This window comes from Aeriscardovia aeriphila (assembly GCF_002259595.1).
Classification (GTDB): Bacteria; Actinomycetota; Actinomycetes; order Actinomycetales; family Bifidobacteriaceae; genus Aeriscardovia; species Aeriscardovia aeriphila.
In genome coordinates, this window is sequence record NZ_MWWU01000001.1 from 1 (window position 1) to 24,699 (window position 24,699).

Below are 24,699 nucleotides of genomic sequence, written 5' to 3' on the forward strand. Positions count from 1 at the left end.
TGTACAGGGCAGGTCGGTCACGCATTACTCACCCGTTCGCCACTCTCACCCAATAGCAAGCTATCAGGATCCCGTTCGACTTGCATGTGTTAAGCACGCCGCCAGCGCTCGTCCTGAGCCAGAATCGAACTCTCCACAAAAAAATCATGAAAAGCCAGAAACAAATTCCAGCACAAAAAAGACGGACCACAACCCCAACCAAAAAGATCAGAATCATGGAACGCACAAACAAAAAAGAAAAAACACAACCACACAAAACAAACTCATGCGGAAGCATCAATCCTTAACTGGCATTCAAAAAGACTACTAAAGTAGCACAATCAACGCTCTCGAGTTCTCAAACCACCAGCCCAACAAAACCAACCACCAGTCACAAACAACCAGCAACCAGCCCCGCAGGCAGCAAGAAGTAAACCTACACCACCCACACCAACCACCACAACCCCACCACCACAAAACCCAACAAACACAACCCAAACACGGCGTGTCGAAAAAGTATTGCAGACACCATCAACCTAACCAAACCCACGTAAACACCACATGAACCATCACAAAACCAACACAATTGAAAGTGAAATTCCACTCAATGGATGATCCACAGTGCGAAGCACCCACCACAAACCACAAATGGGAGTGAAATCTGCGAAAACCGCACTGATAATCTCAAGAAACTCAAAACCGAGAAAACAAAAAACGGCAGGCCACAAGACCTGCCGCTAAAAAACTCACCTCAGAAAACTCAGAGGGAAGCAACGTCGAGAGCAACACCCGGGCTCATGGTCGATGCCATGGAAGCCTTGATGATGTAACGACCCTTGACGGTGGAAGGACGCAAACGCTTAATCTCGTTGGAGACTGCAGCGAAGTTCTCTTCCAGAGCCTTCTGCTCAAAGCTGAGCTTACCGATGAGGAAGCTCAGGTTACCATTCTTGTCGACGCGGAAGTTGACCTTACCACCCTTAATTTCCTTAACGGCGGTGGCAACATCCATGGTCACAGTGCCGGTACGTGGGTTTGGCATCAAACCACGAGGACCGAGCACGCGGCCGAGACGACCAACCTGGCCCATCATGTCTGGGGTTGCGACAACGGCATCAAAGTCGAGCTCGCCACCCTGGACCTTTGCCACGAGGTCTGCGTCGCCAACGATGTCAGCGCCGGCCTCGAGTGCAGCGGTAGCCTGTGGACCACGAGCGAACACTGCGACGCGAACGGTCTTACCAGTGCCGTTTGGAAGGTTCACAGAACCACGGATAAGCTGGTCTGCCTTGCGCGGGTCAACACCGAGGCGGTAAACAGCCTCGACAGACTCATCAAAACCACGCTTAGGCATGCCCTTGAGCAGGGCGATTGCTTCCGCTGGGGTGTAGAGGTTGGATCCATCGATCCTCTCTGCCGCCTCGCGGTACTTCTTCGAACGCTTTACCATCTGCTTCTCCTATCAAGCAGCGCGGTTCGGGCAAGCGAAAGCCCTTCCGCACAAAAACTCACTTACCAGTGACGGTGATTCCCATGGAACGGGCGGTACCGGCGATGATCTTGGCACCGGCCTCAACGTCGTTAGCGGACAGGTCGGCGAGCTTGATCTGAGCAATCTCGCGGCACTGATCCATGGTCACAGAACCGACCTTGGTGGTCAGCGGATTTGCAGCGCCCTTATCCACACCTGCAGCCTTCTTCAGAAGGGTTGCCGCCGGTGGGGTCTTCAGCACGAAGGAGAAGGTGCGGTCAGCATAAACAGTGATCTCCACTGGGATGATCTGACCCATCTTGTCCTTGGTCTGGGCATTGTACTGCTGGGTGAACTCCATAATGTTCACGCCATGCGAACCCAGAGCTGGACCGATTGGCGGTGCAGGGGTTGCCTTGCCTGCTGGAATCTGAAGCTTGATCAGAGCAGCAACTTTCTTAGCTGGCATTCCAATGACTTCTTTCTGTGAAGCGGTGCAGACGGTGAAGCTCGAAAGCTCCCCCTCCCGCTACCAATGTGTCATACTACGCATGCACAGGCGTGCACACATAAGCTTTCCCATTATACGAAGTGGGCGGACGAATTTTGTTTACTTGAGGACGAATTTGTTTACTTGAAGATTATCAGCACAGTTGAGCAAAGACGAGGACGTGAAGAGCCCGCGGATGAAAAAAGCCGCCCGAAGGCGGCTTTGAATAAACAGCAGGCGATGAGCTCACACAAGCGAGGTCAGCGGGCTGATAATCTTGAGAAATTCTGGGCTTTCAGCCGCGCTTCTCGTCATCAACCTTCTTGACCTGGGAGAAGTTGAGCTCAACAGGCGTATCGCGGTCAAAGATAGAGACCAAAACGGTGACCTTCTGCGTTTGAGGCTGGACTTCGGAAATGACGCCAGCCATCGTAGCGAATGGGCCATCAGTAACGGTGACCTGGTCGCCCTGCTTGAAGGAGACTTCGACGACGCGCTTCTTGGCGGCAGCTTCACCCTGACCGGCCTTGCGCAGAGCCTCCTGAGCGATCATGGGGCCCATCATGGAGACGACTTCCTTGCGAGACAGCGGCATTGGCTCGTTTTGCAAGCCAACGAAGCCGGTGACAGCTTCAGTTTCGCGCACGATGCGGAAGGCGTCCTCATCCTCGTTGGACATGCGGATCAGAACATAGCCAGGGATGCGAACGCGAGAGATGAGCTTCTTACCCTTCTCAGTGTGCTTTTCGACTTCCTCCATTGGCACTTCGATCTGGTAGACCTTGTCCTCCAGGCCGAAGGTAGCGACACGAGCTTCAACGTTTTGCTTGACGCGGCGCTCGTAGCCGGAGTAGGTGTGCAGCACGTACCACTTGCCAGGAAGGGTGCGCAGCGACTGGCGGAATTCGGCGACGGCCTTGGTGCCAGCGTCTTCTTCCTCGCCGTTGTCAGCGTCAGCATTCTCGCCGGCTGCCTCAGCACCTTGAACGCCGTCAGCGACCTCAGCACCTTCAGCTTCATGAGCTTCAGCGTTGTCAGAAACTTCAGAAGCATCGCTTGCGCTGGCAGCTTCCTGAGCCACAGCACTCTGCGCGACATCGTGAGCGACTGGCTCGTTGCCCTCGAGCTCTTCTGCCTCAGCAGAGGCGGTATTTTCATCGACCATGAGTACCTCTCGTATTGCGTACGTCAGCGCACTACTCTGACATAAAATGCCATACTTCAATATTTAAAATGCCCGGATCGAAAGGTCGAACCGGGCATTGTTTTAAAGCTTTCAGGCGAAGATGAGGAACATCAGCTTGCCCAGACCAAAGTCCAGAGCCGTGATGACCAGCATCAACAGCACAACGAACACGAACACTGCGAAAGACCAATTCCACAACTCAGAACGTGTTGGAGAAACAACCTTGCGCAACTCCGTCACGATCTGCTTCGTGAACAGGCCAATACGGGCGAAGAAGTTTGGCTTGCGAACGCCCTGTTCTTTCTTCGCTGCACTATTCGATGCCATGTTCGTCCCTTTGCTAGAAAACAACTGAGCAGGGGAAGCGGGACTCGAACCCACAACCTACGGTTTTGGAGACCGTTGCGCTACCAATTGTGCCATTCCCCTATCGCTTTGCACCATAGCAAACCGACACGACGACACCGAAGCATCGCCGACTTGATAGATTAGCGCAAAATAGAATTCTCGTCTAGTACCCGCGAGTGTTGTCGCTAGAATAAGGGTTATGAGAAACTTCGAAACATCCTCTCGCATGAAGCCTGCATGGCGTTTCGCTAGCCTTGTTGCCGCCGCTTCGCTCGTTTTCGCGGGCCTGCCTGGTTGCGGTGCGCCTGCTCAAAGCACTGGCAGTGTCAAACCTCAAACGAGCCAGAAGAGCGACACGGACTCCTCCTCGACGTCGAAGAAGAGCTCGAACGACGATTCCGACACTCAGGCTCCGAAAACTGACCCGACGGACACGAGCCAAATGTGCACCACCTCAAGCTTGACGGCCAAGCTCACTATTGGCGGTGGTGGCGGTGGCGGCTCGGCTTACCCGTACCTCGTTTTGACGAACTCGGGAGAAAATACCTGCACTGTTGAAGGTTTCCCTGGGGTCTCTCTGATGGCTTCTGGTAAGCAAATTGGCGCCGCAGCAACTCGCGATGATGCGATAACCCCTCAGCCGGTGGTGCTCAAGCCTGGCGAATCAGCACATAGCCCGCTCAAGATTGTCAACGCGGATAACTTCGACACCGCAGCATGCAAGCCACAAGCGGCTGACACCATGCGCGTATTCCCGCCCGACCAGAAGAACGCGTTGAATATTCCTGCATCGGAATACCAAGGCTGCCAGAACACGAATACGGCGATCATCGCCGTGCAAGCTCTCCAGCCCGGTGAAAACTGAGCATAGAGCGCTGTAACCACAGCGCGGTTTTACCGCACGCTGCTGTCAACGCAGCGTGCAGCGCACGCGAAAAACACAGCTAAGAGCGCATAACAAAACAGCGCAGCGAAAGCTGCGCTGAGTATGCGAAGTGAAAATCTTAAGAAATGTTAGCGAGCCAGCCACTGGTCAATTGCGGCCAGAGCTGGCTTTTTGTATGTATCCGACATCACCGAGCCGTTAATCGAGCAACGAGCCCAGGTTGCCAGCATCTCGTCGGTAAAGCCGTGAATCGTGCGGGCATCCTCGTACTGGCCTTCGAGCCTCTCACCAAAGAGCAGAGGGTCATCAGCGCCGAGAGCCACCTCAACGCCAGAATCGTACAGCGCACGCAGAGGAACGTTCTGCTTGTTCTCAAACACGCCCAAGCCAACATTCGACGCCGGGCACACCTCCAGAGTGACGTGATTGTGCTTGAGCTCGGCCAAAAGCTCAGGGTCAGAAGCGGCCTGAACGCCATGGCCCATACGAGCTGGGTGCGCGTTATTCATGATGAAACCAATATGCTCAGGGCCTAACAGCTCGCCACCATGAGGCATGAGAGGCAAGCCGGCGCGCTGAGCAATCTGGAAGGCCGGCAAGAAGTCAGCCGTATTGCCACTGCGTTCGTCGTTGGACAAGCCAAAGCCCACCACCGTGCCAGGAGTGTCCCCTGCGTAACGAGCCGCCAAACGAGCCAAAGTACGAGCCTTGAGAGGGTGAGAGGTACGGGCAGCAGCAACAATCACGCCCACAGCGATATGGTGACGTTCGCTCGCCTTCTTCGCCTCATCGAGCATCACTTCCAAAGCAGGAGTGAGCCCACCCATAATCGGTGCATAAGAGTCAGGAGTGACCTGGATTTCCAGAATTTTAGAGCCCTCTTCAGCGTCAATACGGGCAGCGTCGTCGATAATCGTGCGCATATCCTCTTCGGTTTGCACGCAACGACGAGCCATGTCGTACAAACGCTGGAAGCGATACCAGCCACGACGGTCCGCAGGAACGCGCAGAGGGTGAGCGTTGAGCAGCTCCGGGTCGAGAGTGATGTGATGCTTCTTCGACATTTGGCGCAGCCGCTCTACCGTCATAGAACCAGTGAAATGCAGGTGCAGATGCGCTTTAGCAAGCTTGACCAGGTCAGCGCGGCCCTGAGCAGGGTCAGCAGTGTGGTCGGTGGCGCTGATGGAGTAATCAGTGTCAATGTGAGCCAGCTGCTCGGCGTCCTGGTTGGGCTCGTGAGCGTGAAGAGAGTCGATATGCTCTAACAGTGCGTGGTTCCACTCCTGCATGTGCTGTCCTTACTCGTTCGGCTGTTCAGGCGAATCAGTGACGCTCGGGTCGCTCCAGTGGCCAGCACGACGTTCTCGTTCGCGCTCGGCTCGGGCCTCAGCGCGACGATCCATCTCTTCATGGTAATCTACGCGCCTCTGCGAATTGGAGCGGCGCTTAGCGTAACCGTAATCGCACAGGCGAATGTCGTCACCGCGCGACACCAGAGGAGCGTCATCCAAGCCTTCAGCGCCAGCAGTGATGGTTGGCTCCCAGTTGAACACCACTTCGTTGCCTGCAGGGCCCATATGCACTTCGTCGCCTTCCACTGCTCCGGCAGCCTTGAGGGCGTCTTCTACGCCCAGAGCTGCCAGGCGGTCAGCCAGGTAGCCGACGGCTTCGTTGTTGTTGAAGTCGGTTTGGATGACCATGCGAGCGATTTTCTCGCCTTTAACCACGAACCAGTAGTTGCCTTCCGGATCGCCATGACGGATGACGTTGAATGCAGGACCCACCTGGTTTTTGGCACGGTTGCGCGCCATCTCCAGAGGTTTGATGACGACGCGTTCTTGCTCGTGCTCGGCCTCAAGCTTTCTGACAATCTCGCGCGTTTTGCTAACCTCTCGAGCCAGGGCAAACTTGAGCTCTTTCAAGCCTTCGTGAGATGCCGTAGAAATTTCGTAAACCGGCAGGCCAAGCTTTTCAAAGTCGGGACGCACCAGATTTGCAAGGTCTTTGGCGTCGGGAACGTCCATCTTATTGAGAACCACGATTCTCGGGCGCTGCGAGATCGGGATAGCGCCGATCGGCAGCTCGAGGTTCTTGTCGTATGCGGCGAGCTCCTTTTCCAGCGCCTCGTAGTCGGCCATCGGGTCACGATCCTGCTCGTAGGTGGCGCAGTCGATGACGTGAACGATAACCTGCGTGCGCTCGATGTGGCGCAGGAACTGCAAGCCCAAGCCCTTGCCCTCGGAAGCGCCAGGGATCAAGCCCGGGACGTCAGCGATGGTGTAGCGCACGTCGCCAGCCTCCACAACGCCCAAGTTTGGCACAAGAGTGGTAAAGGGGTAATCGGCGATCTTCGGGCGAGCAGAAGAGAGAGCCGCCACCAAGGACGACTTTCCTGCCGAAGGGTAGCCCACCAAAGCGATGTCAGCGATGGACTTGAGCTCCAAAATGAGGTCGCGTTCCTCACCAGGCTCACCCAAAAGGGCAAAACCAGGCGCACGATGAGCCTTATTCGCCAAAGCATGATTACCTAAACCACCCTGGCCGCCAGCTGCTGCGACGAAAGTTTGGCCAGGAGTGCGAAGGTCGGCGAGTAGTTCGCCGCGATGCTTGGGCTTACCTACCTCACCTTTGGCTTCGAAAACCATCGTGCCAACAGGGACGGTGAGGACGATGTCGTCACCCTTCTGCCCGTCCTTGTAGTCGCCTTCACCATGATGGCCGTTTTCTGCGGTGCGGTGAGGCAGCATGCGGAAGTCGAGCAGAGAGTTGGTGCCTTCTGAGCAGCGCAGGATGATGGAACCTCCCCTGCCGCCGTTTCCGCCGTTCGGGCCTGCGAGAGGCTTGTACTTTTCACGGCGAATGGAGTGTGCGCCATTGCCGCCGTCACCGCCTTTGAGGTGAACGGTAACACTATCGACGAACTCTGCCATACTTCCTGCTTTCTTGTGATTTTCTGAGTCTGTGGTCAGTTTGTAGTGACTGCTGTTGCGTGAGGTGAGCGCGAGGTGGAGTTGAACTAGAGCTTGAGCTGGAGTGTGAACCGGAGCTTCAGCTGCCTGCACGCTCAGTTTTCAGGTAAAAAAAGAGGGCCGCATCAGCGTGTGACGCGACCCTTTCAAGAGCAATGCTCAGGCCTTGTTCTCCTCGGTCAGAACATCGACGACCTTGCGGTCGTGACGCACGCCGAAGCGGACAACACCGTCAGCCAATGCGAAGAGGGTGTAATCCTTGCCCAGGCCGACGTTGAGACCCGGATAGAAGCGGGTACCACGCTGACGGACGAGGATGTTACCAGCGACGACGCTCTGGCCGCCAAAGCGCTTCACACCCAGGTATTGTGGATTTGAATCGCGACCGTTCCTAGAGCTGGAACCAGCCTTCTTGTGTGCCATTTTTTCCTCCGATTCTTCCCTACTTCCGAGAAGCCTCGGAATGTAGGTTTACACCTGTTTTATCAGCTGCTCAGCTCAGGCGATCTTGGTGATCTTGACGACGGTGAGCTTCTGACGGTGACCAGCGCGACGAGCACCGCCAGTCTTGTTGTGGAACTTCATGATGGAGACCTTTGGGCCCTTGGCCTCGTCATCCACCACTTCGCCCTGAGCCTTGACCTTAGCCAAGTCCTTAGCAGCCATGGTGACCTTGTCACCATCGACGAGAAGAGCAACTGGGAATTCCACAGTCTCACCCTTCTTTGCTGCCAGGCGATTCACAGTAATCTGCGTGCCGACTTCGACCTTCTCTTCGTGGCCGCCGGCCTTCACAATCGCGTACATAGCCCCTACCTTCATAAATGAAGCTCTTAGCTCTGAAGTTTCTTTCCTCGTCACACTCCTTGGCTCTCCGCTTGCTTTTCAGCTGCGTGAGGCGTGCTTCAGGGCGTGACAAAGCACCGACTTTCCACACTACACAAAAGCGAGCGGGTTCGTCAAACTCCAGAATGGAAACACTGCTTGCAATTTTAACGAACCCATAAGACGAGATTTGCACTGAGCTTACTGCTCGTTACGCTCGGCTTCCTTTTTCGCTTCAGCTGTCACACGGCTCGGGATTTTCAGCGCAAAGCCAGCGAGCATGACGGTGTCCGGGTCATCCGACTGGGCCTGCGATGCCACAGGGCGATGCTTCCTTTGAGCAGGGCGAGCTTTCACCTGTGGAAGGTCCAGCTTCGGCAGAACCTTGGCTGGGTGCTCCTGCTGCTGTACATGATCAGCCTGAGCGGCATTCTCAGCACGTTTTGTCTGCTCAGTGGTGAGCGTGCGCGCTGCAGTATCAGCCTGCTCAGAGTTGACAGCAGCCTGCGCCTTGCGCCTACCCCTGTGAGGGTTGAGGTCAACAGTAGGCGTGTTCTGCGGTTCACCGCGGTGGACTGTCCTCGTGCCGTGCGCTCTCCTCGTTCCCCTCAACTGGGTGCGAGAGGAGCGGCGAGCGTGACCACTGTGTTCTTGATCGGAACGTTCTTGGTCGCCGTGATCCTGGTCAGAGTTCCCTTGAGTGCGGTCAGTCTCGTGAGCTTGCTCATGCTCAGCCTCGTGAGCGTCATCAGCTTCCTGGGCTGGCTGTTGCGCTGGTTCCTGTGCCTTCTCCTGCTTCTGCGCCAGCTCATGCTTCTGCTCGCTCGCAGGCTTTGGCTGAGCCGAAGGTGCAGTCGAAGCCTCAGAAGAAAGCTCAGTGGTAATCTCAAGCGACGCATGAGCAGCATTTTCACCAGCTGCCACCTCGCCACTAGCTTGAGCTTGCGATGCGCGGCCAGCCTCAGCAGCCTCAGCGGCCTTAGCGGTTTGGGAAGCGGCGGTTGCAGCAGCAGCAATAGCAGCCAACTTTGCCTTCACTTCCTGCGAGGAATGCTGAGGAATGGCAGACTTGCGCTCTTCACGAGCCTGAGCCTCATCAAAGTAATCGCGAGACTCATACTCGCCACGCTCGGCCTCACCAGAGTGAGAATCAAACTCCCCATGCTGGTAATCAGAGGAAGGATGCGAGCCATGCTCCAAACGCTGCTCACGAGCCTGCGCCTCACGACGGCCCTTCGACTTTTCGAAAGGATCGCCGCCCTTCACCTCATACGGGTCGAAAGCGTCAGCCTCAATGGTCGGCTCGTCATGGATCAGGAAGCCGCGGCCATGGCAGGTTGGGCACTCCTCCGAGAAGGCCTCCACCAAGCCCTGCCCCACGCGCTTACGCGTCATCTGGACCAAGCCCAGCGAGGTGACCTCAGCAACCTGATGCTTCGTGCGGTCGCGAGTCAAACATTCAACGAGGCGGCGCAACACAAGGTCGCGGTTCTCCTCCATCACCATGTCCACAAAGTCGATCATGATCATGCCGCCAATATCGCGCAGGCGCAGCTGGCGGACGATCTCCTCAGCAGCCTCCAGGTTGCAGCGAGTGACCGTTTCCTCCAGCGACTTGCCCTTGCCGATGAAGCGGCCGGTGTTCACGTCGATGGTGGTCATAGCCTCGGTACGGTCGATCACCAGAGAGCCGCCGCTTGGCAGATAGACCTGGCGTTCCATGCCCTTGCGCAGCTGGGAATCGATATTCCACTGGTCGAAGACGTCAGCACCCTGATGCTCGGCTGGGTCCCACTGCTTCAAGCGTGGCAGCAGTTCAGGGCTCATCTCCTCGAGGTAGCCATGGATGCGGTCGTAGACGTGCTCGCCTTCGACGACAAGCTGGCGGAAGTCATCGTTGAAGATGTCGCGCACCACGCGGATGGCGACGTCAGGTTCGGAGTGCAGGATGTGCGGGCGATGCGTGTCCTTGAGCTCGTTGTAACGCTTCTGAATGCCTTCCCAGCGTTCGAGCAGCAGCTTCAAGTCGGCTTCGACGGCTTCCTTGCTGGCTCCCTCTGCTGCCGTGCGGATGATGACGCCCATATCCTTCGGGGTGACGGCTTGGACGATGCGCTTGAGGCGCAGGCGCTCGCGAGAGGAGAGCTTGCGCGACACGCCGGTCATTCCGCCGCTTGGCACGAGCACGATGTAGCGGCCAGCCAAAGTAACCTGGCTGGTCAGGCGGGCACCCTTGTGGCCAATCGCATCCTTGGTGACCTGCACGAGCACAGGGTCGCCCGAATGGTAGGCGCGCTCGATGCGGCGAGCTTCACCTTCCAGCTGCGTGTCATCCCAGTTGACTTCGCCTGCGTAGAGAACGCCGTTACGCGCTTCACCAATGTTGACGAAGGCTGCTTCCATGCTTGGCAGAACGTTTTGGACGCGGCCAACGTAGATGTTGCCCACGGTCGACACTTCTTGGATGTCGGAAACGTAGTGCTCGACGAGGATGTTGTCCTCGATGACGGAGATTTGGGTGTGGTGGCCCTTTTCGCGCACGATCATCTGGCGGTCGACGTTTTCGCGGCGTGCCAGGAAGTCCTGCTCGATGACGAGATTGTGCTGGCTGCGAGTTCGGCGCGTGTCACGACGGTGGCGACGCTTGGCCTCCAGGCGGGTTGAGCCCTTCACGTCCTTGATGCGCGAAATGTAGGCTTGCTTGCGCTCGGCGTGGGTTGCTGGCAGTGGCTCCATCGAGTCGCTCGGCTCTGGCAGGGCGAGGCGGCGGGAGCGGTTGCGCGTTCTGGTGCGCAGGATTGTCGATTCGCTGGCCTCGTCGCGTTCTTCACGGCTTGCGCGGTCGGCGCTGCGGTCGGCGTTGCGCTCAGCGCGGCTGGCTGCCCTATCGGCGCTTCTCCTGCGACGGCGGCGAGTGACGCCTTCTTCGCGGTCTTCCTCGTCTTCCTGCTCTTGCCTTTGCTCACGCTCCTGCTCGCGCGCTGCTCGACGAGCCTGACGCCTGGCCTCAATTTCCTCAAGGCTCCTACGGCGATGGCGCGTTGGTGTGGTGCGCTCTTCGTCAAAGTTTGGCTCAAGATTACCAGCGTCGTTTTCGCCGTCCGCACCCTTGCGACGCCTACTTACGCTGATAGCGCTCTTGCCTTCAGCTGTTTCGCTGTCATGTTCGTCATCATCGCGTGCTGCAGTGATTGCGCGTGAGCGTGCAGCAGTTTCGTTCGCCTCTGCGCCTCTGCGGCGACGGCGGGAGCGGGTGCCGCGCTCTTCTTCCTCACTGGCAATCTCTTGCTCAATGCTGTCTACTTCGGCAGCGGCTGCGCGTTCCGAAGAGTTCAAGCGGCGAGAAGAGTGGGAGCGAGAGCGGTGACGGCGATGGCCTGCCTCTTCTTCCTCTTCAAAGGCTGGGCTTGGCTCAGCGCTCGGAGCGGAGGCGTTAGTCGCTGGCAACACGGGCTCTTGGAAGAGCAGTGCCGACATTGCGCGGGTGAGGCGGCGGTGTGGCTCTTCTTGTTCTGGCTCTGGCTCGCTGAAGGTTGGCGTGATTGCCAGGCGGCGGCGAGTGCGCTGTGCGCGCGTTTGGTTGTTGTGCGCAGTTTCTGCGGTTTCTGCGGTCACTGCAGGCGCTGCGGTTTCTGCGGTTTCGGTTGCAGCCTTACCCTCAGATGTCTTGCCTTCAGCAGCTTTGCTCTCAGCTGCCTTGTTGGCGGCCGGCTTGTCAGCAGTTTCAGCCTTCGCTTTTTGCACAGCTGGCTGTACTTGCTGCACAAGCTTCGGCTCGCTCACGCCCTTATCAGAGAAGAGAACGGCGGCAATTGCTTCTCGACGCGCACGCTGTGCCTGTTCAGGGTTTTCTTGCGCTTCAGGTTCCTTTGCGGCAGGTTCCTCAGCGCCACTTTCCTCAGCTGCACTCTCCGCTACTGCGGCTTCCTTGGCAGCACCTGCAGTCGAAGCTGCTCGCTCAACAGTTTCCTTCACTGAAGCTTGCTGCTTGACAACTTGGTCAGCGCGCTCGGCGCGATCGGCCTGCTCAGCATTCTGAGCAACAGTTTGTGCGGCAGTTTCTCTAGCCGTTTGCTCAGCAGCCACGCTCGTCGAGGCAGCTTGAGCCGTATCGTCGTCACTGTGCGCGGGCGCAGTCACTGAGACTGGCAGTTTTGCTCCTGCCGCTCCAGCAGCGCGCACGACACGCCTTCCTGCACGCCTGCGGGTACGGCGGACTGGTGCCTGCTCAGGCGTATTTGCATTTTCAGATTCTGTTGTATTGCTCACGAGAAGCATCTCCTCGGAACGGCTGCACCCACTCCTGTGTGGATTTCCAAGCCTTGGGCCTAGAAAAGTTTCAAAAGCTCACGGGCGGATGCGGACACCGTCACTCGCAATCGGCGAGGGGATCAACGCATCACTCTCACGCAGTTGTGCAGAACTGCTCTTCACAGTATGGCACACTTTTGCTCACTCTATGGAAACTTTCCGCAATTCTTCTTTTTGTAAAGCTTTTGTAAAGGCTTAAGATTGCCACTCCTTGAAAAATCAACGTTTCCCCATATCTAACCTGTCAGTTTCAAAAAACGCGTGGCCAATATCTGTTTTCTTCACCCACTTTTCTCGAAATACACACCCTTTTAAGCTTGAAACCATGCGGATTATCACTACAACACCCCTCTTTGCGCACACCTGAACAGCACCTGTCTTCATCTACGAAATGCGCTGGTAAGGTGGAAGGCACCGTTGATCTTTACGAGATCAACACTTTCTAATGAGGAGAAAGATTATGTACTGCACGCAATGTGGCGCACAGATTCCAGAGGACTCAGCCTTCTGCACCAACTGTGGCGCGCCTGTTAACCCGCCTGCTGAGCAGCAGCCTGCATCTGCTTCCCAACAGTCCCCCAACCCCGTGCCGCCTGCACAAGGCCTAACATTCCAGCCAGGCGTTGCGCCAGCAGCACCGACGACCACTGCTCCTGCTGGACCTCAACCATCAGCTTCTACGGGCGAATTTGTTCGCCTGCTTGAAAATCCAAAGCTCTACCAGCATGCCGGTATTATTGCCGGCTTTGCGATGGCAGGAGCTTTGATTGGCCTTGTCATCCTTGCACCACTGACTTACTTCGGCGCAAAAGGCGATGCGACCAGCGGCCTTCCTCGTGAGGTTAATGCCTTCCAGCTCATTTTGAACCTCTTGGTTCTGGGCTTCGGTGGCAACATCCACATGACAACCTCAGGAATGTTTTCCTTCGGTACATCTGGCGATGCTTCACTTCCTCTCTCCCTCGTTGGCCTGCTAGCATTTGTCGGCGCCTATGTAGGTGTCATTCAGATTGTCAAGAGTGACAACAACATGCGTTTTGATGCTTCGACAGCTGCGGCAAAGAAGTCTTCATACGTGCGCATCTGCACCTCATTGATACTGGCTGGCATATTCTCCGGCCTGTTTATCACCATCGTGGCAGCGATCGCAATTATGCACCCAGATAACTCAGTCGCGTTCTCTACTGTGAGCGCACGAAGCTTCTTTAACCCATTCTTCATTGTCGTGGCAGGTGGAACATTGGGCTTCGTCACTTCCCAGTATTCAGGGAAGCCTCTCGATCAATTCGTAGCCGGCCTGAAAGGCCTGCGTTTTGGACTACGTACCTTCTTAGAAACCACGGAAATCTTCTTTGCTGTTTTCACTGTTGTATCCATTGTCGCGCTCGTGGTGTGGAGCATTGCTGGTAAGAATGGCTACGCGGTTCTCTTCCTGCCTTTGATCGGCCCATTCCTTGCAGTGGGAATGACTGCTATTGGTAGCTTAGGCTCTGTAAGCTTCATGGGATTCACCGTAAGTTTGTTCCAGCATCCTGAAGGTGAATTAGAAATCAGCATTTTCTTCATTATTTCTCTGATTCTGGTTCTCCTATGCACGGGATATTCCGCATATCGCTTGGCGAAGCGTATGGCTATTGATCCACAAGAACGTGAATGGAAGCATTCTTGGAAAGCCCCTCTCTATACCGCAGTTCTGTGGGGATTCCTCGTTATTTGCTTCGCTCCCATCTCCGTTTCTATGGGTGGCTTTGGCGGAACGATTCTTAGCGGCCTTGCTGCCTGGGGTACTTCCTCGAACTATTCGCCAACAGCAAGTAATGGCATCACTCCAGCAATGGTCTTGATCGGTGCGGTGTGGGCCTTCGGTATCGAAGCCCTAGCACGATTGGTATTCTTGGGCATGTTTAATGTCACCCCAGCAGTTGCTGGACAACCTCTTGCCCAGCCGCCAGTTCAGCCAGCTGCTGCCGGTCAACCTGTTGCTGCAGGTCAGCCAGGCGTCGCTCCAGCGCAAGCTGCAGCCGCAGCAGCTGCTTCTGCAGATGTCACCCCTGCTGCTGTTCAAGCAGCACCAGCAATGAAGGTAAACAAGAAGGTTGTTATTCCTGTTGCTATTACTGTCGGTGTTCTTGCACTCGTCGGTATTGGTGGAAGCATTGCTATCACCGTTATCGACAACACTCGTTTCAGCCCAATGGCGGTTGCTGAGAGTTACACGAATGCCATTGCTGCAGGCAACTTTGAGCAAGCTAATGCTATGGCAGTGAGCACATCGAAGATGTCAAGCCCACTGATCAGCAACGCTGTAGGCAAGAAAGTTCAGCGCCCGACGAACTTCCGCCTCTCTGAGAACCAGACATCCGGTGAAAATCGTTCAATCACGGTGAAGTACGACCTTGATGGTCATACAAAATCCAATACCATCACTTTGCAAAAGACGGGAACGACTGGCATCTTCTTCTCCAAGTGGGAAGTGAAAGACCAGTTGAAGATGAAACTGAGCATCTGGCATGATGAGATGCTCTCCGACACTGCTACCGTCAACGGAGCCAAGGTGAAAGCGGATGGCAAGCCATATGAAGCTTACCCAGCTATTTACACTGCATCTGTCAAGAACACGAAGTGGGTGGAATCAAAGCCGGTAAAGGTGACCCCCGAGAACAATGAGGTTGTCTTCGAGTACACACCATCATCCGCTGTTAAGGAAGCTGTACAGCAAGCCCTGAATCAAGCCATCGATGAGGTTGCGAAGCACCCGACCGACAAAGATGGATATGAGTGGCTTGACACTGGCTGGTATTCATGGAGCAGTGACTTCTATTCCAACGTCAAGGCAACCGTGAAGAAGTATCCAACTATTGGAGAGATCTCGGTAGAAGATAATGAATTCGAGGCAAAGCTCAAGGATAAAGGAAAAATTCATTACGAATACGATTATTCCTTCCTTGGGGACACCGATCATGATCAAACAGATAATGACATTGATTTTGGTTGGTCTTCTTCCATCAACTTCACTGTGGACAAGAACGGAAAGATTACTTTTAATGAGTAACACTCTTTCCATCTCGGATCTGGAGCGATAGTACAAGCCGAGCAGTGAAAACTGCTCGGCTTAATTAATAACTCGTGATTACCGTACTGAAAATAATCTCAGTGATTTCAAGAAATTATCCACAGAATGCAATTTGTGAGGAAATTGCACTCTGATTCTTGCTAGTCTTAGCCGCATAGCTGTATGCAATGATGCAGCACAAAATGAGGAGATAGAAATGTATTGCAGAAATTGCGGATCTCAACTCAGACCCGGTGCTGCATTTTGCGGGCGCTGCGGTACTCGAGTCCTGCAAACACCTGCGCAACCAGCGCAGGCCGTAGCACAACAACCAGTAGCACAACAGGCACAACCACAATATGCAGCGCCTGCACAGCCCGTACAACCTGCACAACCAGCGATCCCGCCCGTACAACAGGCTCAAGTTGCATCCCAACCGGTTGGAACTGTACAGGCGCAGCAGGTGCAAACTCAACAATCATCGCAGCCTGAAATTGCTTCTCTTTCTGCTGAGATTGCTCATATCCCAGCCCAGCCAGAAGCAACAGGCGATGAAACTACCTTCATGATGCCCCTGAGCCAACACCCTGCCCAGAAGCAACAAACTTCTGAGCCTCACGTCCAACAACCAACACCTGAACCTGAAACGCAAACTGCACCTTCCGTTGTTGAACAAGAAGAAGTGCTCGAGCCAACAACTGTACAACCTCCAGTTGAGTCCACACAACCAGCTCCTTCAGCACCACAAGAAGAACTAGAAGCCCCTGCAGTTGAGCACAGTGGAGGTGTTGAGTCAGAACTTCCCGTAGCTCCAGCACCTGCAGCGATTGCTCCTCAAGTTCCAGAACCGAGTGCAGCAGAAGCAATGCAAGAAGCTTTGGATACTCCTTCAGCTGCAGACCAAGCAACACCTACACCAGACGCTGAACCTACACCACAACAGCCAGTTGCTGCCGAGCCACAACAGACACAACAACCACAGCACCCAGCTGCCGCCCCGGTGCAACAGCCTGCTGCACCTGCTATGGCACAGGGATCTGCTAACCAGCCAGCAACCCCAGGAGCAGCCACTCCCTCCCTGTCCATCAAACTGCCGCAGAATCAATTCACTGCAGTACTGAAAAAGCCAGCAATCTATCAGAGAGCAGGCATTATCGCAGGAACAACAATGGCAGGTGCTGTTATTGGAGTGATGTTGCAAGCCATTATGCTGTTCCTTACCTCCATCTTGCTGCCTAGCCACAATTCCGCGATTACCTCTTCCGCGCTCTCCTTCAAATCAATCCTGTCAACACTGGTAACTGGTTTTGGTGGAACGTACAATACTGACGTCGATCTGAGAAGCACACTTCAAGGTTTCCCCGTTCAAACCTCTCAAACATCGGTGAGCTTTGCCGTTGAACTTCCACTCACAATCATTGGTGTTTTGGCGCTCGTTGGCGCACTTATCGGCGGTATCATCGCAGCGCGTTCCGCGGTAGCCGACACAGAACAGCGTCAGGAAGTACTCCTTTCTCGTTGCATTACTCTCGCTATTGCAGGAATTGGCACCGGCATTATTGTTTGCATCCTCGGTGCACTTGCTAGTTCCACGACAACGGCAACAATCGTTCAAACTCCCATTCCAGTTTCCGTGTCCTCTGTATCAGCAAAAGCGTTCTGGAACCCTCTGTTCTTAGTCGTTGTGGGTGCTCTCCTGGGAATGCTCATTACCGGAAAAGACCACAAACCCTCACTGGCACGTTTGCACTATGGCGTTCGTACCTTTGTTGAAACATCGCTACTCTTCTACGTTGTATTCACCGTTTTAACGATTATTCTGTTCGTTGCCGTGGCAGTAGTGTCGAAGACGTTTGCTTTCATCCCATTGATCTTCGTTTTCGGTCCTCTAGCCATGTTCCAACTCATGACCCTGGGAAGCTGGGGTTCCTTCTCCGTCCTCGGCCTGTTCACCTTCTCTACCTTCTCTGACTTCTCGTCCTCCGTCATGGATGGGCTTGCTTTGCAGGTAGACAACCTTTACCCACTGTTTAGGTTCCTTCCCGGTTCAAACGTGACTAATCAACTCGATATGTTGAGAAGAAATGGTCGTTTCGCCCCAAGCTCAGTGCATGACCCAGCATGGATCCCTCTGATCAAACTGGCTCTTGTTCTGATTACCTTTGCAAGCCTTGCTGCAGTAGCCTACTCTTTGGCTCGCCGTATGGCCGCTGACGAAGAGGAACGTAACTGGAAGCACACATGGGTGTTCCCACTGCTCAGTGCTGTTACATGGGGATTCATTTGCTTGGCTTATACCCCTCTGGGCCTTATGGTTCCTCGCGACACTGTTTCCTTCATATCGCAAATGAGCAATCCGAATACTGCAGCCGTGTTCTCCGTGTTTAGTTCTGCAGGTCAGATTTCCCCAGCAATGATCTTCTGGGGAGCACTCTGGGCATTCGCCGTTGAGGCTCTTGCTCGTCTGGTATTCCTCAAGATGATTCAGAAGAAGGCACAGCCAGCCCAGCAAACAACGCAAGCTGCTCAATTCGCACAACCACAAGTGCAGCAGCCACAAGTTCCACAGGCTCAGCACTACCCTGCTCAGCCTCAGAACTATCAGGCTCAACCTCAGATGCCACAGTACCCAGCACAATCTCAGTACCCGGCACAACCACAGTACCAGGCACAACCACAGCAATATGCTGCTCCTGGAGCATATTCCCAGCCTCAATATGCCGCTTACCCTGTGCAGCCTACTGGGCAGATGCCGCTCCAGCAACAGGTAGCTGCCGCACCACAGCGTCCAGCTGCTCCCGCCCCTCAGAGCCCAACAACACCAGCTCCTGCGCAACCAGCGGCTCCTGCTCCTTCACAGCAGCAAGGTGGACGCTACCCGCAGGCTCCGGCTCCTCAGTACCCAGCACAGCCCGGCACCTACCAGCAAGCGCCTGCTCCTCAGGCACCTGGATACCCGCAGAACCCTCAGGATTATCAGCAGGGCAATAATCAGCAGTGATAATCTCAGGTAACAGAGAGCCGGGTAGTGCAAGAGTGCTGCTCGGCTCTTTTGCTGCTTCATACGCCTTCGTACCGTACAGCGATACCGAACAATAAAAGAAGCAACGAAGGCCAGTGAACTATGGCTGACATACCAGAGAAGTTTTGCACAAACTGCGACACACCGAGAGAGCCGAGCGATAACAGTTGCCCTCAATGCGGTAAGCCAACGGGTTGGGAGGCGAGCGTTAAGCAGTACCCGAAAGCTGTGCGCGCTGGGATGAGCTATATGCGACCGAGCACGTGTGTGGTGCAGCGGCCCGAGCGGTTCACGTACAAGATCGAGCGGTTAAAGTGCAGGCTCCGAGCGTGTTCTAGCTGATCAAGGCTGAGCGCAGTTTTTCATGCTCAGTTGTTTGCCATAGCGCGCGAGATTTGACGGGCGCGATGCAAATCATCCAGCCAATCTGCCTTGAAATAGCTCAGCAGCGGCAACGACTCCACATCAGACACACGCTTCCACACCACATCGATGGACTCGTTATCCGTCACATGCGGCTTGACCGAATGGCCCACACGCTCAAACGCGAGCAAAGTCGTGTACGCCCACGGGCCATGGTCCTCCGTATGCGCACCGACAATGTCAATATCCTGCGGAGCGATACCTGCTTCTTCCCAGGCTTCACGAAGGCCGCCTTCAAATGGGCTCTCCCCCGTTGACAGCGCACCACCCGGGTTACCCCAGGTTCTACCCTCTATCGACCAAACCGCACGACGCTGCAAAGCAACATGAGTAATCTCACCAGTGAAAGTGTCCCTGCGGAAGAGCAGAACACCAGCAGCACCGTGCAAACCCCAATGCTTATGCCCGCACGCGCAATCGATGAAACCATCACCCGGCTGAGAAACATGCTTCAACGGGGCGCGAGAATCTCCGTTAATAGCCAAACGGCCGCGCTTATCACGCTTCAAATTCCACAAATCAGGCCAGAAGAAGCCCAAACGAGTGGCCATCTGGCGCACCAGAGGAAGCGACAACCCCTGAATTCCATGCGGATCGCCAGAAACAGAGTCGATAAAAGCTCCGCCCAAACCCTCAAGAGTGAAAGAACCTGCCACTTCGAGGGGCTCACCCGTTTCCACGTATGCGCGAATCTCTTCGTCGGAGTAGTCGGCGAAGTGAACACGAGCGCTGGAAATCTCCGATAGTTCCCTCCCCGAAGCAAGGTCAATGAGGGTGTGACCTGTCCACAAAGTGCCGGACTTGCCACGCATCTGGGCGATGCGTTCGAAAGCCTTTTCAGCAGTGTGCGGCTTGCCATACGCCACACCGTCAAACTCGAACATAGAATCCGAGCCGATGAGCAGAGGGCCCTTCTTCAACCCCGCAAGCCCAGGGTTAGCAGCGATCGTGCCCAACGGCCCGCCCAACAGTTCCGTCGTCGTGCGCCCGATCAGAGGGTTGACGCGCTCCTCAATAGCAGTGGAGCGGCGAGCGCGGTTAATCGTGTTCTCCTGCTCGCGGTAAGCAGCCTGCACAGCGTGAGCCTTCGCGCGGGAAAGAACCATCACGCGCTGCTCGGTAGGCATATCCTCCACTTTCATGTCCGCGTTGGCGGCGAAGCGACGAATGACGGCGTCCTCGTCGACGCGCGAAACGCGGATGGTTGGGCAGATGCCTGCTTGCAACAGCAGAGCACGCCTCGAAGGGGAAGAGGATGCCAAGATGACAGGGATACTCACTCTGATGCCTTCCTTTGTGGCTTCTGTACCTTCGTTTTCAGTTCAGCCCACTCGGCGCGGGCGGGCGGCGCGCGGGACCTTCGCTATTCTGCAATTATTCTGCATTCAAGGGCGTGACTTGAACACCGTTTTTATCGAGCGGCATATAAGTCAAGCTCCAACGCTTGTTGGCCAGCCAATCATGCTCCACCAGCTGCTTGATGCGGTTAACCCACGCGGGCCTGGCGCTCGAACTCCACATACCCGGAGCGATACCCACTCCGTAAGGGTTCCACGCTTCTGAACCAGACTCTTGCGCATCTTTCATACGCGCTAAAGTGCGCTGATAATCTGGGTCAGCGTGAAGAACGAGAACAGCTGGACCAGAGCCGAGCAGAACAGCAGCGAAACCTTGGGAACGTAAGTGTTCCACCAGCAGCACCGACTCGCGCAGAGCCCCGTCGAGCAAAGGAAGCCTCATTGCGTCATGAGTAGCGTCGAAAAGCAACTGATTATCAGGCATATTCTGGCCAGTCAGCTGAGAGTGCAGGAGCACCGAACGCTGAATGTTCGTCAGCGCGCGCGAGCGGGAGAACGGCTCAGAAGTACCTTCACCGTAGTCTGGTTCAGCACCAAGAGGAAGGCTTCCGCGACGTCGCTCAGCTGGCAACAAGAGTGCTGCTTGAATGGCGGGATGCACAGGAGAGCTTTGCGCTACCCACTCTGTTTGGCGCGTAATAGCTTGCGGGAAGCCAACAACTGAAGAAGGCACGTCGCTGGGCTCTCTGAGCCACACTGACACAAGATTGCCACACACCGATGCCGCTGTGGCGCTTTGCCTTCCCAACATCGATGCGGCAACAGAGAACAACTGCTGCTTGAACTCAGCTGAAGTGAGGTCATCTTGGTCAGGGCGCATGGCGAATGCTGCTGCTACTCCTGCCACGACACTAGCTACTGACGTTCCCAAACCTGCGCGAGCTGGAATTAAGTTGCGCATGCTTACCGTCAAACCGGTGCGGGGCTCACCCAAGAAATCTTGGGTTAACCAGCAGGCTTTCACGCTCAAATTTTGCTCGTTATGAGGAAAAGCAAGCTCGTCGACGCCACGAATGCTCACCTGCGCTCCGGAGCGAGCAACAGGTTCGAAGGTGACGTCGAGGTGAAGATCCAAGCCCAAGGCGAGCGTTCCCACACCGGGGCCTAAACCGGATGCGGATGCGGGGACGCTCACTTTCACACCGTTTGACTGGTAAACCATTGAGGTCACATCTTTTCTGGAGCAGACACTGCCAAGAGTGCCAAACCGTTTTCTACAACCTGGCGTACTGCGTCGTTCAAACGTAGGCGAGCTGCAGCGCGTGCCGGTTCAGGGTTCTTCTGCTTTTCCAGCAGTTCAACCGCTTGCTGCTCGCCACGCTTTTCTGCGTCAGTCAAAGGCATGGCAACCACACGTTCTTTGGCATACCACGTGTGGTAAGCTCCAGCGAGATCTTCCAAATAGTGAGCAATGCGGTGTGGCTCGCGCAGGTCAGCAGCGGTGGTGAGAACCTCACGGTAGAGGGCGAGCTGTGCCAGCAGTTCCTCATCGTCCTTGAGGTCGAGCAAGGAAAGGTCAGCGCCGTCACGGTTGACTCCTGCTGCTTGAGCGTTGCGGTCCACAGCGCAGGAACGAGCGTGAGCATACTGAACGTAGTACACCGGGTTTTCGTTGGTGTGACTGGTCAGAACGTCGAGGTCGATGTCGAGAGTCTGGTTGTATGAGGTGCGAGCCAAGGAGTAGCGTGCAGCATCCACACCCACTGCGTCAACGAGATCGTCAATGGTAACGATGTTGCCAGCACGCTTACTCATGCGCACCACTTCACCGTTCTTGAAGATGTTGACGAGCTGACCGATGAGAATTTGCATGTTCTCTTGTGGTTTGTCACCAAAAGCGGCGGCTGCAGCCATCAGGCGGCCAATGTAGCCGTGGTGGTCAGCGCCGAGCATGTAGATTGCCGTGTCAGCAGGCTTTGTGGCACGGTGACGCTTGTTGAAGTAGTAGGCGACATCGGAGCAGAAGTAGCTTGGCATGCCGTTGGAGCGGATGAGAACGCGATCCTTATCGTCGCCATAGTCAGTGGTGCGAAGCCAGGTTGCGCCGTCCTTTTCATAGACGACTCCCAGCTCACGAAGCTTAGCCAAAGCTTTATCTACTTCGCCATCGTCGTAAAGGCTCTGCTCGTGGAAGTACACGTCGAAGTGAACACGGAACTCTTCCATGCTCTTCTTAATTTCGTCGAACATGAGTGGAACGGCACGCTTGCGGAACTCCTCACGCTGAGCAGAATCGCCCTCGCCCAGAGGCTCGCCGTCCTCATTCACGCCGTCGTCAACACGAGGCAGGGAGAGGATGTCAACGCCGTCAGCGGTGGCTTGCGAAATTACTGTACTGGCAATCTCGTTGATGTAGGAGCCTTTGTAACCGTCGGCTGGAACTGGCTCGTTGTGAGCTGCAGCAACCAAAGACTTTGCGAAACGGTCGATTTGGGAGCCATGATCGTTGAAGTAGTACTCGCGCACCACGTCGGCGCCGTTGGCTTGCAGGACGCGAGCCATGGAATCGCCAACAGCAGCCCAGCGAGTGCCACCAATGTGGATTGGCCCTGTTGGGTTTGCTGAAACGAACTCGAGGTTGAGCGTGCGGCCTGCCAAATGCGTATTCGTGCCAAAAGAGGAGCCCTGCTGGAGAACTTCGTCGACAATTTGTGCGGAGGCTGCAGCGTTCAACGTGATGTTGATGAAGCCTGGGCCTGCGATGTCGACAGAAGCAATACCGTCGTTTTCGCGCAGTTTCTCAGCAATCGGTTCAGCGAAAGCACGCGGTTGCATGCCAGCGCGCTTACCCAGCTGAAGGGCGATGTTCGATGCCCAATCGCCGTGTGCGCGGTCCTTTGGACGCATGACAGCGGCCTTTTGGGCGGTCGGAACCATGTCGGCGGTCAGTTCGCCGGCCTTTCCAGCGTTCACCAGCTCGGTGACGATGGAGACAATCAAAGTGCTCAAAGCTTGCGGATTCATAGTCTCCATCATACGGAACCCGCGCTACTCGACCCGCCTGAGGGTTAATACTGGCCTTCATGATGCATATAGTCAAAGAGACTGATGCAATAAACTCCAAAATGACGTGCAACCGGCTGCTTCAAGAAGCTTTGGGAAGGTAGTTCTGTTACTTCCTGTCAAGCGGTACGCCTGAGTATAAGTTGTTCGTCCCTCTGAGATGCTCGCGGACAACCGTGCAAGGAAACGATGGTCCAGTCGAGATTGTTTGGTGTTGTAGTAGTTCCCACCTGAAACTGTTGATTCCTTCTGTTCCCACTGTTTCAGACTTTCATCTGCAATCTTGTCATACATTGCCTGACCAATGAAACCAGCGTCAAGTGCCCTGCGAGCAACAGTTACAGCTGATACTGGAAACACTTTCGCAAGCTGAGCTATGATTTGTACCTCACCTATCCCTGTAGACATGCTTCGCTTCCATTCTTGAATAAAGGCAGCATTCGGTACGAGCAGTTCAGCTGCGGTAGCATTGCACAGCACTTCCAGAGGCGCATTGCTTTGTGTTAGGTAATTGTCGTTGTACAGCTCATCTACGCCTAGCCAAATGTGCGCTACTTCATGAGCAAGAGAAAAGAGTTGGCCGGCACGACTATCAGCATGGTTGATGAAGATGAGTGGATCATAGGCATCAACCAGGGCAAATGCGCGGAACTCTTGAGGATTTAACGCTCGATGAGTGTTATCTCCAACTATTCCATTGAGCATGACGAGAATGCCAGCCTGTTCGCAACTTTGCCTCAACAAGGTAAAAGCTTCAGATAGAAGCCGTGGTGAGCTCACTGCTTCAAACTATCGTTCATCGAGGCCGAGCACTTGGCGAATTCGATGAGCGAGTTGTTGCGCGGTGATGGTTGCAATTGAACAAGAACCGACATAGCTCAATTGAGCATAATCGTTATCGCGAGAATCTTGCCGTGCCCAATCCTGAATAGATTGCATGGAGAAAACGGTATCTACAAGATCGCGAGAAGGCTTGGCTAGATTAGCATTTGCAATAGTTCGATGAGCAAAAACTTGAGGAGTGTCATCAACTGGCTCTTTGAGGAAGAAATAGCCGAATGGCACACTCAGCTTTTTGCTCATGTAAGAGATTTGACGCATCGTAGGATTTTCACTGCCAGAACGCCAGAGATCGATTTTCTCATGATCTGCCACAGTGAGGTTGCTGTATGCGCCGATACGCATAACCCAATCCCAGATAGAAGCCTTCACTGGCACTCTTACAGTCGTGCTCATTGCTCCTCCCCTCTCGTGTGACGACGTACCGTCATTTTATCGACCACACAACAGCAATTCGAGAAATATTTCTTATTGTGGATAACTTTTCATGCGCACAAAGCACCTCAAATCGTTCATTTTTCTATCCTTTGTTCACA

The 24,699-nt window shown here is 54.9% G+C and carries 17 protein-coding genes, 1 tRNA gene, 1 rRNA gene and 1 pseudogene; 4 read left to right on the top strand and 16 right to left on the bottom strand.

The window, feature by feature from the left end; genetic code table 11:
- From AEAE_RS00005 to AEAE_RS00030, 6 genes are all read right to left on the bottom strand, one after another.
- Positions 1–140, bottom strand: a 16S ribosomal RNA gene (locus AEAE_RS00005); the annotation flags it as partial.
- Positions 141–739: 599 nt separating this feature from the next.
- Positions 740–1,429: a 50S ribosomal protein L1 gene (gene rplA / locus AEAE_RS00010; RefSeq protein ID WP_094689141.1), complete on the bottom strand. Its 690-nt coding sequence runs from the start codon at positions 1,427–1,429 to the stop codon at positions 740–742.
- A gap of 58 nt (positions 1,430–1,487) precedes the next feature.
- On the bottom strand, positions 1,488–1,919 hold the full coding sequence (gene rplK, locus AEAE_RS00015) for a 50S ribosomal protein L11 (protein WP_094689142.1): 432 nt from the start codon (positions 1,917–1,919) through the stop codon (positions 1,488–1,490).
- 316 nt (positions 1,920–2,235) lie between these two features.
- Positions 2,236–3,105 (bottom strand): transcription termination/antitermination protein NusG, encoded by an 870-nt coding sequence (gene nusG / locus AEAE_RS00020; protein WP_094689143.1) that lies wholly within the window; start codon positions 3,103–3,105, stop codon positions 2,236–2,238.
- Positions 3,106–3,216: 111 nt separating this feature from the next.
- Entirely contained in the window at positions 3,217–3,453 is a 237-nt protein-coding gene (gene secE, locus AEAE_RS00025) for a preprotein translocase subunit SecE (protein WP_094689144.1), read from the bottom strand.
- 29 nt (positions 3,454–3,482) lie between these two features.
- Positions 3,483–3,555: transfer RNA gene (locus tag AEAE_RS00030), tRNA-Trp, on the bottom strand.
- A gap of 118 nt (positions 3,556–3,673) precedes the next feature.
- On the opposite strand from AEAE_RS00030, the gene AEAE_RS00035 reads away from it, so the two are divergent.
- A complete protein-coding gene (locus AEAE_RS00035) occupies positions 3,674–4,339 on the top strand; it encodes a DUF4232 domain-containing protein (RefSeq protein WP_244569557.1) in 666 nt (221 codons plus the stop codon).
- Between the two features lie 149 nt (positions 4,340–4,488).
- Here AEAE_RS00035 and AEAE_RS00040 read toward each other — a convergent pair whose 3' ends face one another.
- The 5 genes from AEAE_RS00040 to AEAE_RS00060 all read right to left on the bottom strand — a co-directional run bounded on the left by AEAE_RS00040 (position 4,489) and on the right by AEAE_RS00060 (position 12,423).
- The gene (locus tag AEAE_RS00040; RefSeq protein ID WP_094689145.1) at positions 4,489–5,649 is read right to left on the bottom strand and encodes an adenosine deaminase; all 1,161 of its coding nucleotides are present in this window, start codon (positions 5,647–5,649) and stop codon (positions 4,489–4,491) included.
- Positions 5,650–5,658: 9 nt separating this feature from the next.
- Positions 5,659–7,290, bottom strand: a complete 1,632-nt coding sequence (gene obgE, locus AEAE_RS00045) for a GTPase ObgE (RefSeq protein ID WP_094689146.1) — start codon at positions 7,288–7,290, stop codon at positions 5,659–5,661.
- Positions 7,291–7,488: 198 nt separating this feature from the next.
- On the bottom strand, positions 7,489–7,752 hold the full coding sequence (gene rpmA / locus AEAE_RS00050) for a 50S ribosomal protein L27 (protein ID WP_094689147.1): 264 nt from the start codon (positions 7,750–7,752) through the stop codon (positions 7,489–7,491).
- Between the two features lie 75 nt (positions 7,753–7,827).
- On the bottom strand, positions 7,828–8,136 hold the full coding sequence (gene rplU / locus AEAE_RS00055; RefSeq protein ID WP_094689148.1) for a 50S ribosomal protein L21: 309 nt from the start codon (positions 8,134–8,136) through the stop codon (positions 7,828–7,830).
- A gap of 219 nt (positions 8,137–8,355) precedes the next feature.
- A complete protein-coding gene (locus AEAE_RS00060) occupies positions 8,356–12,423 on the bottom strand; it encodes an Rne/Rng family ribonuclease (RefSeq protein WP_244569558.1) in 4,068 nt (1,355 codons plus the stop codon).
- A 502-nt stretch (positions 12,424–12,925) separates the two neighbouring features.
- Between AEAE_RS00060 and AEAE_RS00065 the strand changes: the two genes are divergently transcribed.
- The 3 genes and pseudogenes from AEAE_RS00065 (at position 12,926) to AEAE_RS06970 (ending at position 18,518) form a co-directional block, all read left to right on the top strand.
- Positions 12,926–15,517: a zinc-ribbon domain-containing protein gene (locus tag AEAE_RS00065; protein ID WP_158520440.1), complete on the top strand. Its 2,592-nt coding sequence runs from the start codon at positions 12,926–12,928 to the stop codon at positions 15,515–15,517.
- 217 nt (positions 15,518–15,734) lie between these two features.
- Positions 15,735–15,797, top strand: a pseudogene (locus tag AEAE_RS07030) (zinc-ribbon domain-containing protein); the annotation flags it as partial.
- A gap of 183 nt (positions 15,798–15,980) precedes the next feature.
- A complete protein-coding gene (locus AEAE_RS06970; protein ID WP_094689151.1) occupies positions 15,981–18,518 on the top strand; it encodes a cation:proton antiporter family protein in 2,538 nt (845 codons plus the stop codon).
- 389 nt (positions 18,519–18,907) lie between these two features.
- Here the strand turns inward: AEAE_RS06970 and AEAE_RS00075 are convergent, their stop codons facing one another.
- From AEAE_RS00075 to AEAE_RS00095, 5 genes are all read right to left on the bottom strand, one after another.
- Positions 18,908–20,242, bottom strand: coding sequence for a Maf family nucleotide pyrophosphatase (locus tag AEAE_RS00075; protein WP_094689152.1), 1,335 nt, complete (start codon positions 20,240–20,242; stop codon positions 18,908–18,910).
- A 94-nt stretch (positions 20,243–20,336) separates the two neighbouring features.
- Positions 20,337–21,482: a GHMP family kinase ATP-binding protein gene (locus tag AEAE_RS00080; protein WP_094689153.1), complete on the bottom strand. Its 1,146-nt coding sequence runs from the start codon at positions 21,480–21,482 to the stop codon at positions 20,337–20,339.
- 5 nt (positions 21,483–21,487) lie between these two features.
- Positions 21,488–23,284, bottom strand: a complete 1,797-nt coding sequence (argS, locus tag AEAE_RS00085) for an arginine--tRNA ligase (RefSeq protein WP_094689154.1) — start codon at positions 23,282–23,284, stop codon at positions 21,488–21,490.
- Between the two features lie 72 nt (positions 23,285–23,356).
- Positions 23,357–24,103, bottom strand: a complete 747-nt coding sequence (locus AEAE_RS00090; protein ID WP_148139924.1) for an ImmA/IrrE family metallo-endopeptidase — start codon at positions 24,101–24,103, stop codon at positions 23,357–23,359.
- Between the two features lie 9 nt (positions 24,104–24,112).
- Positions 24,113–24,559: a hypothetical protein gene (locus tag AEAE_RS00095; RefSeq protein ID WP_094689156.1), complete on the bottom strand. Its 447-nt coding sequence runs from the start codon at positions 24,557–24,559 to the stop codon at positions 24,113–24,115.
- Positions 24,560–24,699 lie beyond the last annotated feature (140 nt).

What these genes read in the sequence shown, in the direction of transcription:
- AEAE_RS00065 (WP_158520440.1), top strand. Translation starts at nt 12,926, where the DNA reads ATGTACTGCACGCAATGTGGCGCACAGATTCCAGAGGACTCAGCCTTC.
- AEAE_RS00095 (WP_094689156.1), bottom strand. Translation starts at nt 24,559, where the DNA reads ATGAGCACGACTGTAAGAGTGCCAGTGAAGGCTTCTATCTGGGATTGG.
- rplK (WP_094689142.1), bottom strand. Translation starts at nt 1,919, where the DNA reads ATGCCAGCTAAGAAAGTTGCTGCTCTGATCAAGCTTCAGATTCCAGCA.
- AEAE_RS00080 (WP_094689153.1), bottom strand. Translation starts at nt 21,482, where the DNA reads ATGGTTTACCAGTCAAACGGTGTGAAAGTGAGCGTCCCCGCATCCGCA.
- secE (WP_094689144.1), bottom strand. Translation starts at nt 3,453, where the DNA reads ATGGCATCGAATAGTGCAGCGAAGAAAGAACAGGGCGTTCGCAAGCCA.
- rplA (WP_094689141.1), bottom strand. Translation starts at nt 1,429, where the DNA reads ATGGTAAAGCGTTCGAAGAAGTACCGCGAGGCGGCAGAGAGGATCGAT.
- argS (WP_094689154.1), bottom strand. Translation starts at nt 23,284, where the DNA reads ATGAATCCGCAAGCTTTGAGCACTTTGATTGTCTCCATCGTCACCGAG.
- rpmA (WP_094689147.1), bottom strand. Translation starts at nt 7,752, where the DNA reads ATGGCACACAAGAAGGCTGGTTCCAGCTCTAGGAACGGTCGCGATTCA.
- AEAE_RS00040 (WP_094689145.1), bottom strand. Translation starts at nt 5,649, where the DNA reads ATGCAGGAGTGGAACCACGCACTGTTAGAGCATATCGACTCTCTTCAC.
- obgE (WP_094689146.1), bottom strand. Translation starts at nt 7,290, where the DNA reads ATGGCAGAGTTCGTCGATAGTGTTACCGTTCACCTCAAAGGCGGTGAC.
- nusG (WP_094689143.1), bottom strand. Translation starts at nt 3,105, where the DNA reads ATGGTCGATGAAAATACCGCCTCTGCTGAGGCAGAAGAGCTCGAGGGC.
- AEAE_RS00035 (WP_244569557.1), top strand. Translation starts at nt 3,674, where the DNA reads ATGAGAAACTTCGAAACATCCTCTCGCATGAAGCCTGCATGGCGTTTC.
- rplU (WP_094689148.1), bottom strand. Translation starts at nt 8,136, where the DNA reads ATGTACGCGATTGTGAAGGCCGGCGGCCACGAAGAGAAGGTCGAAGTC.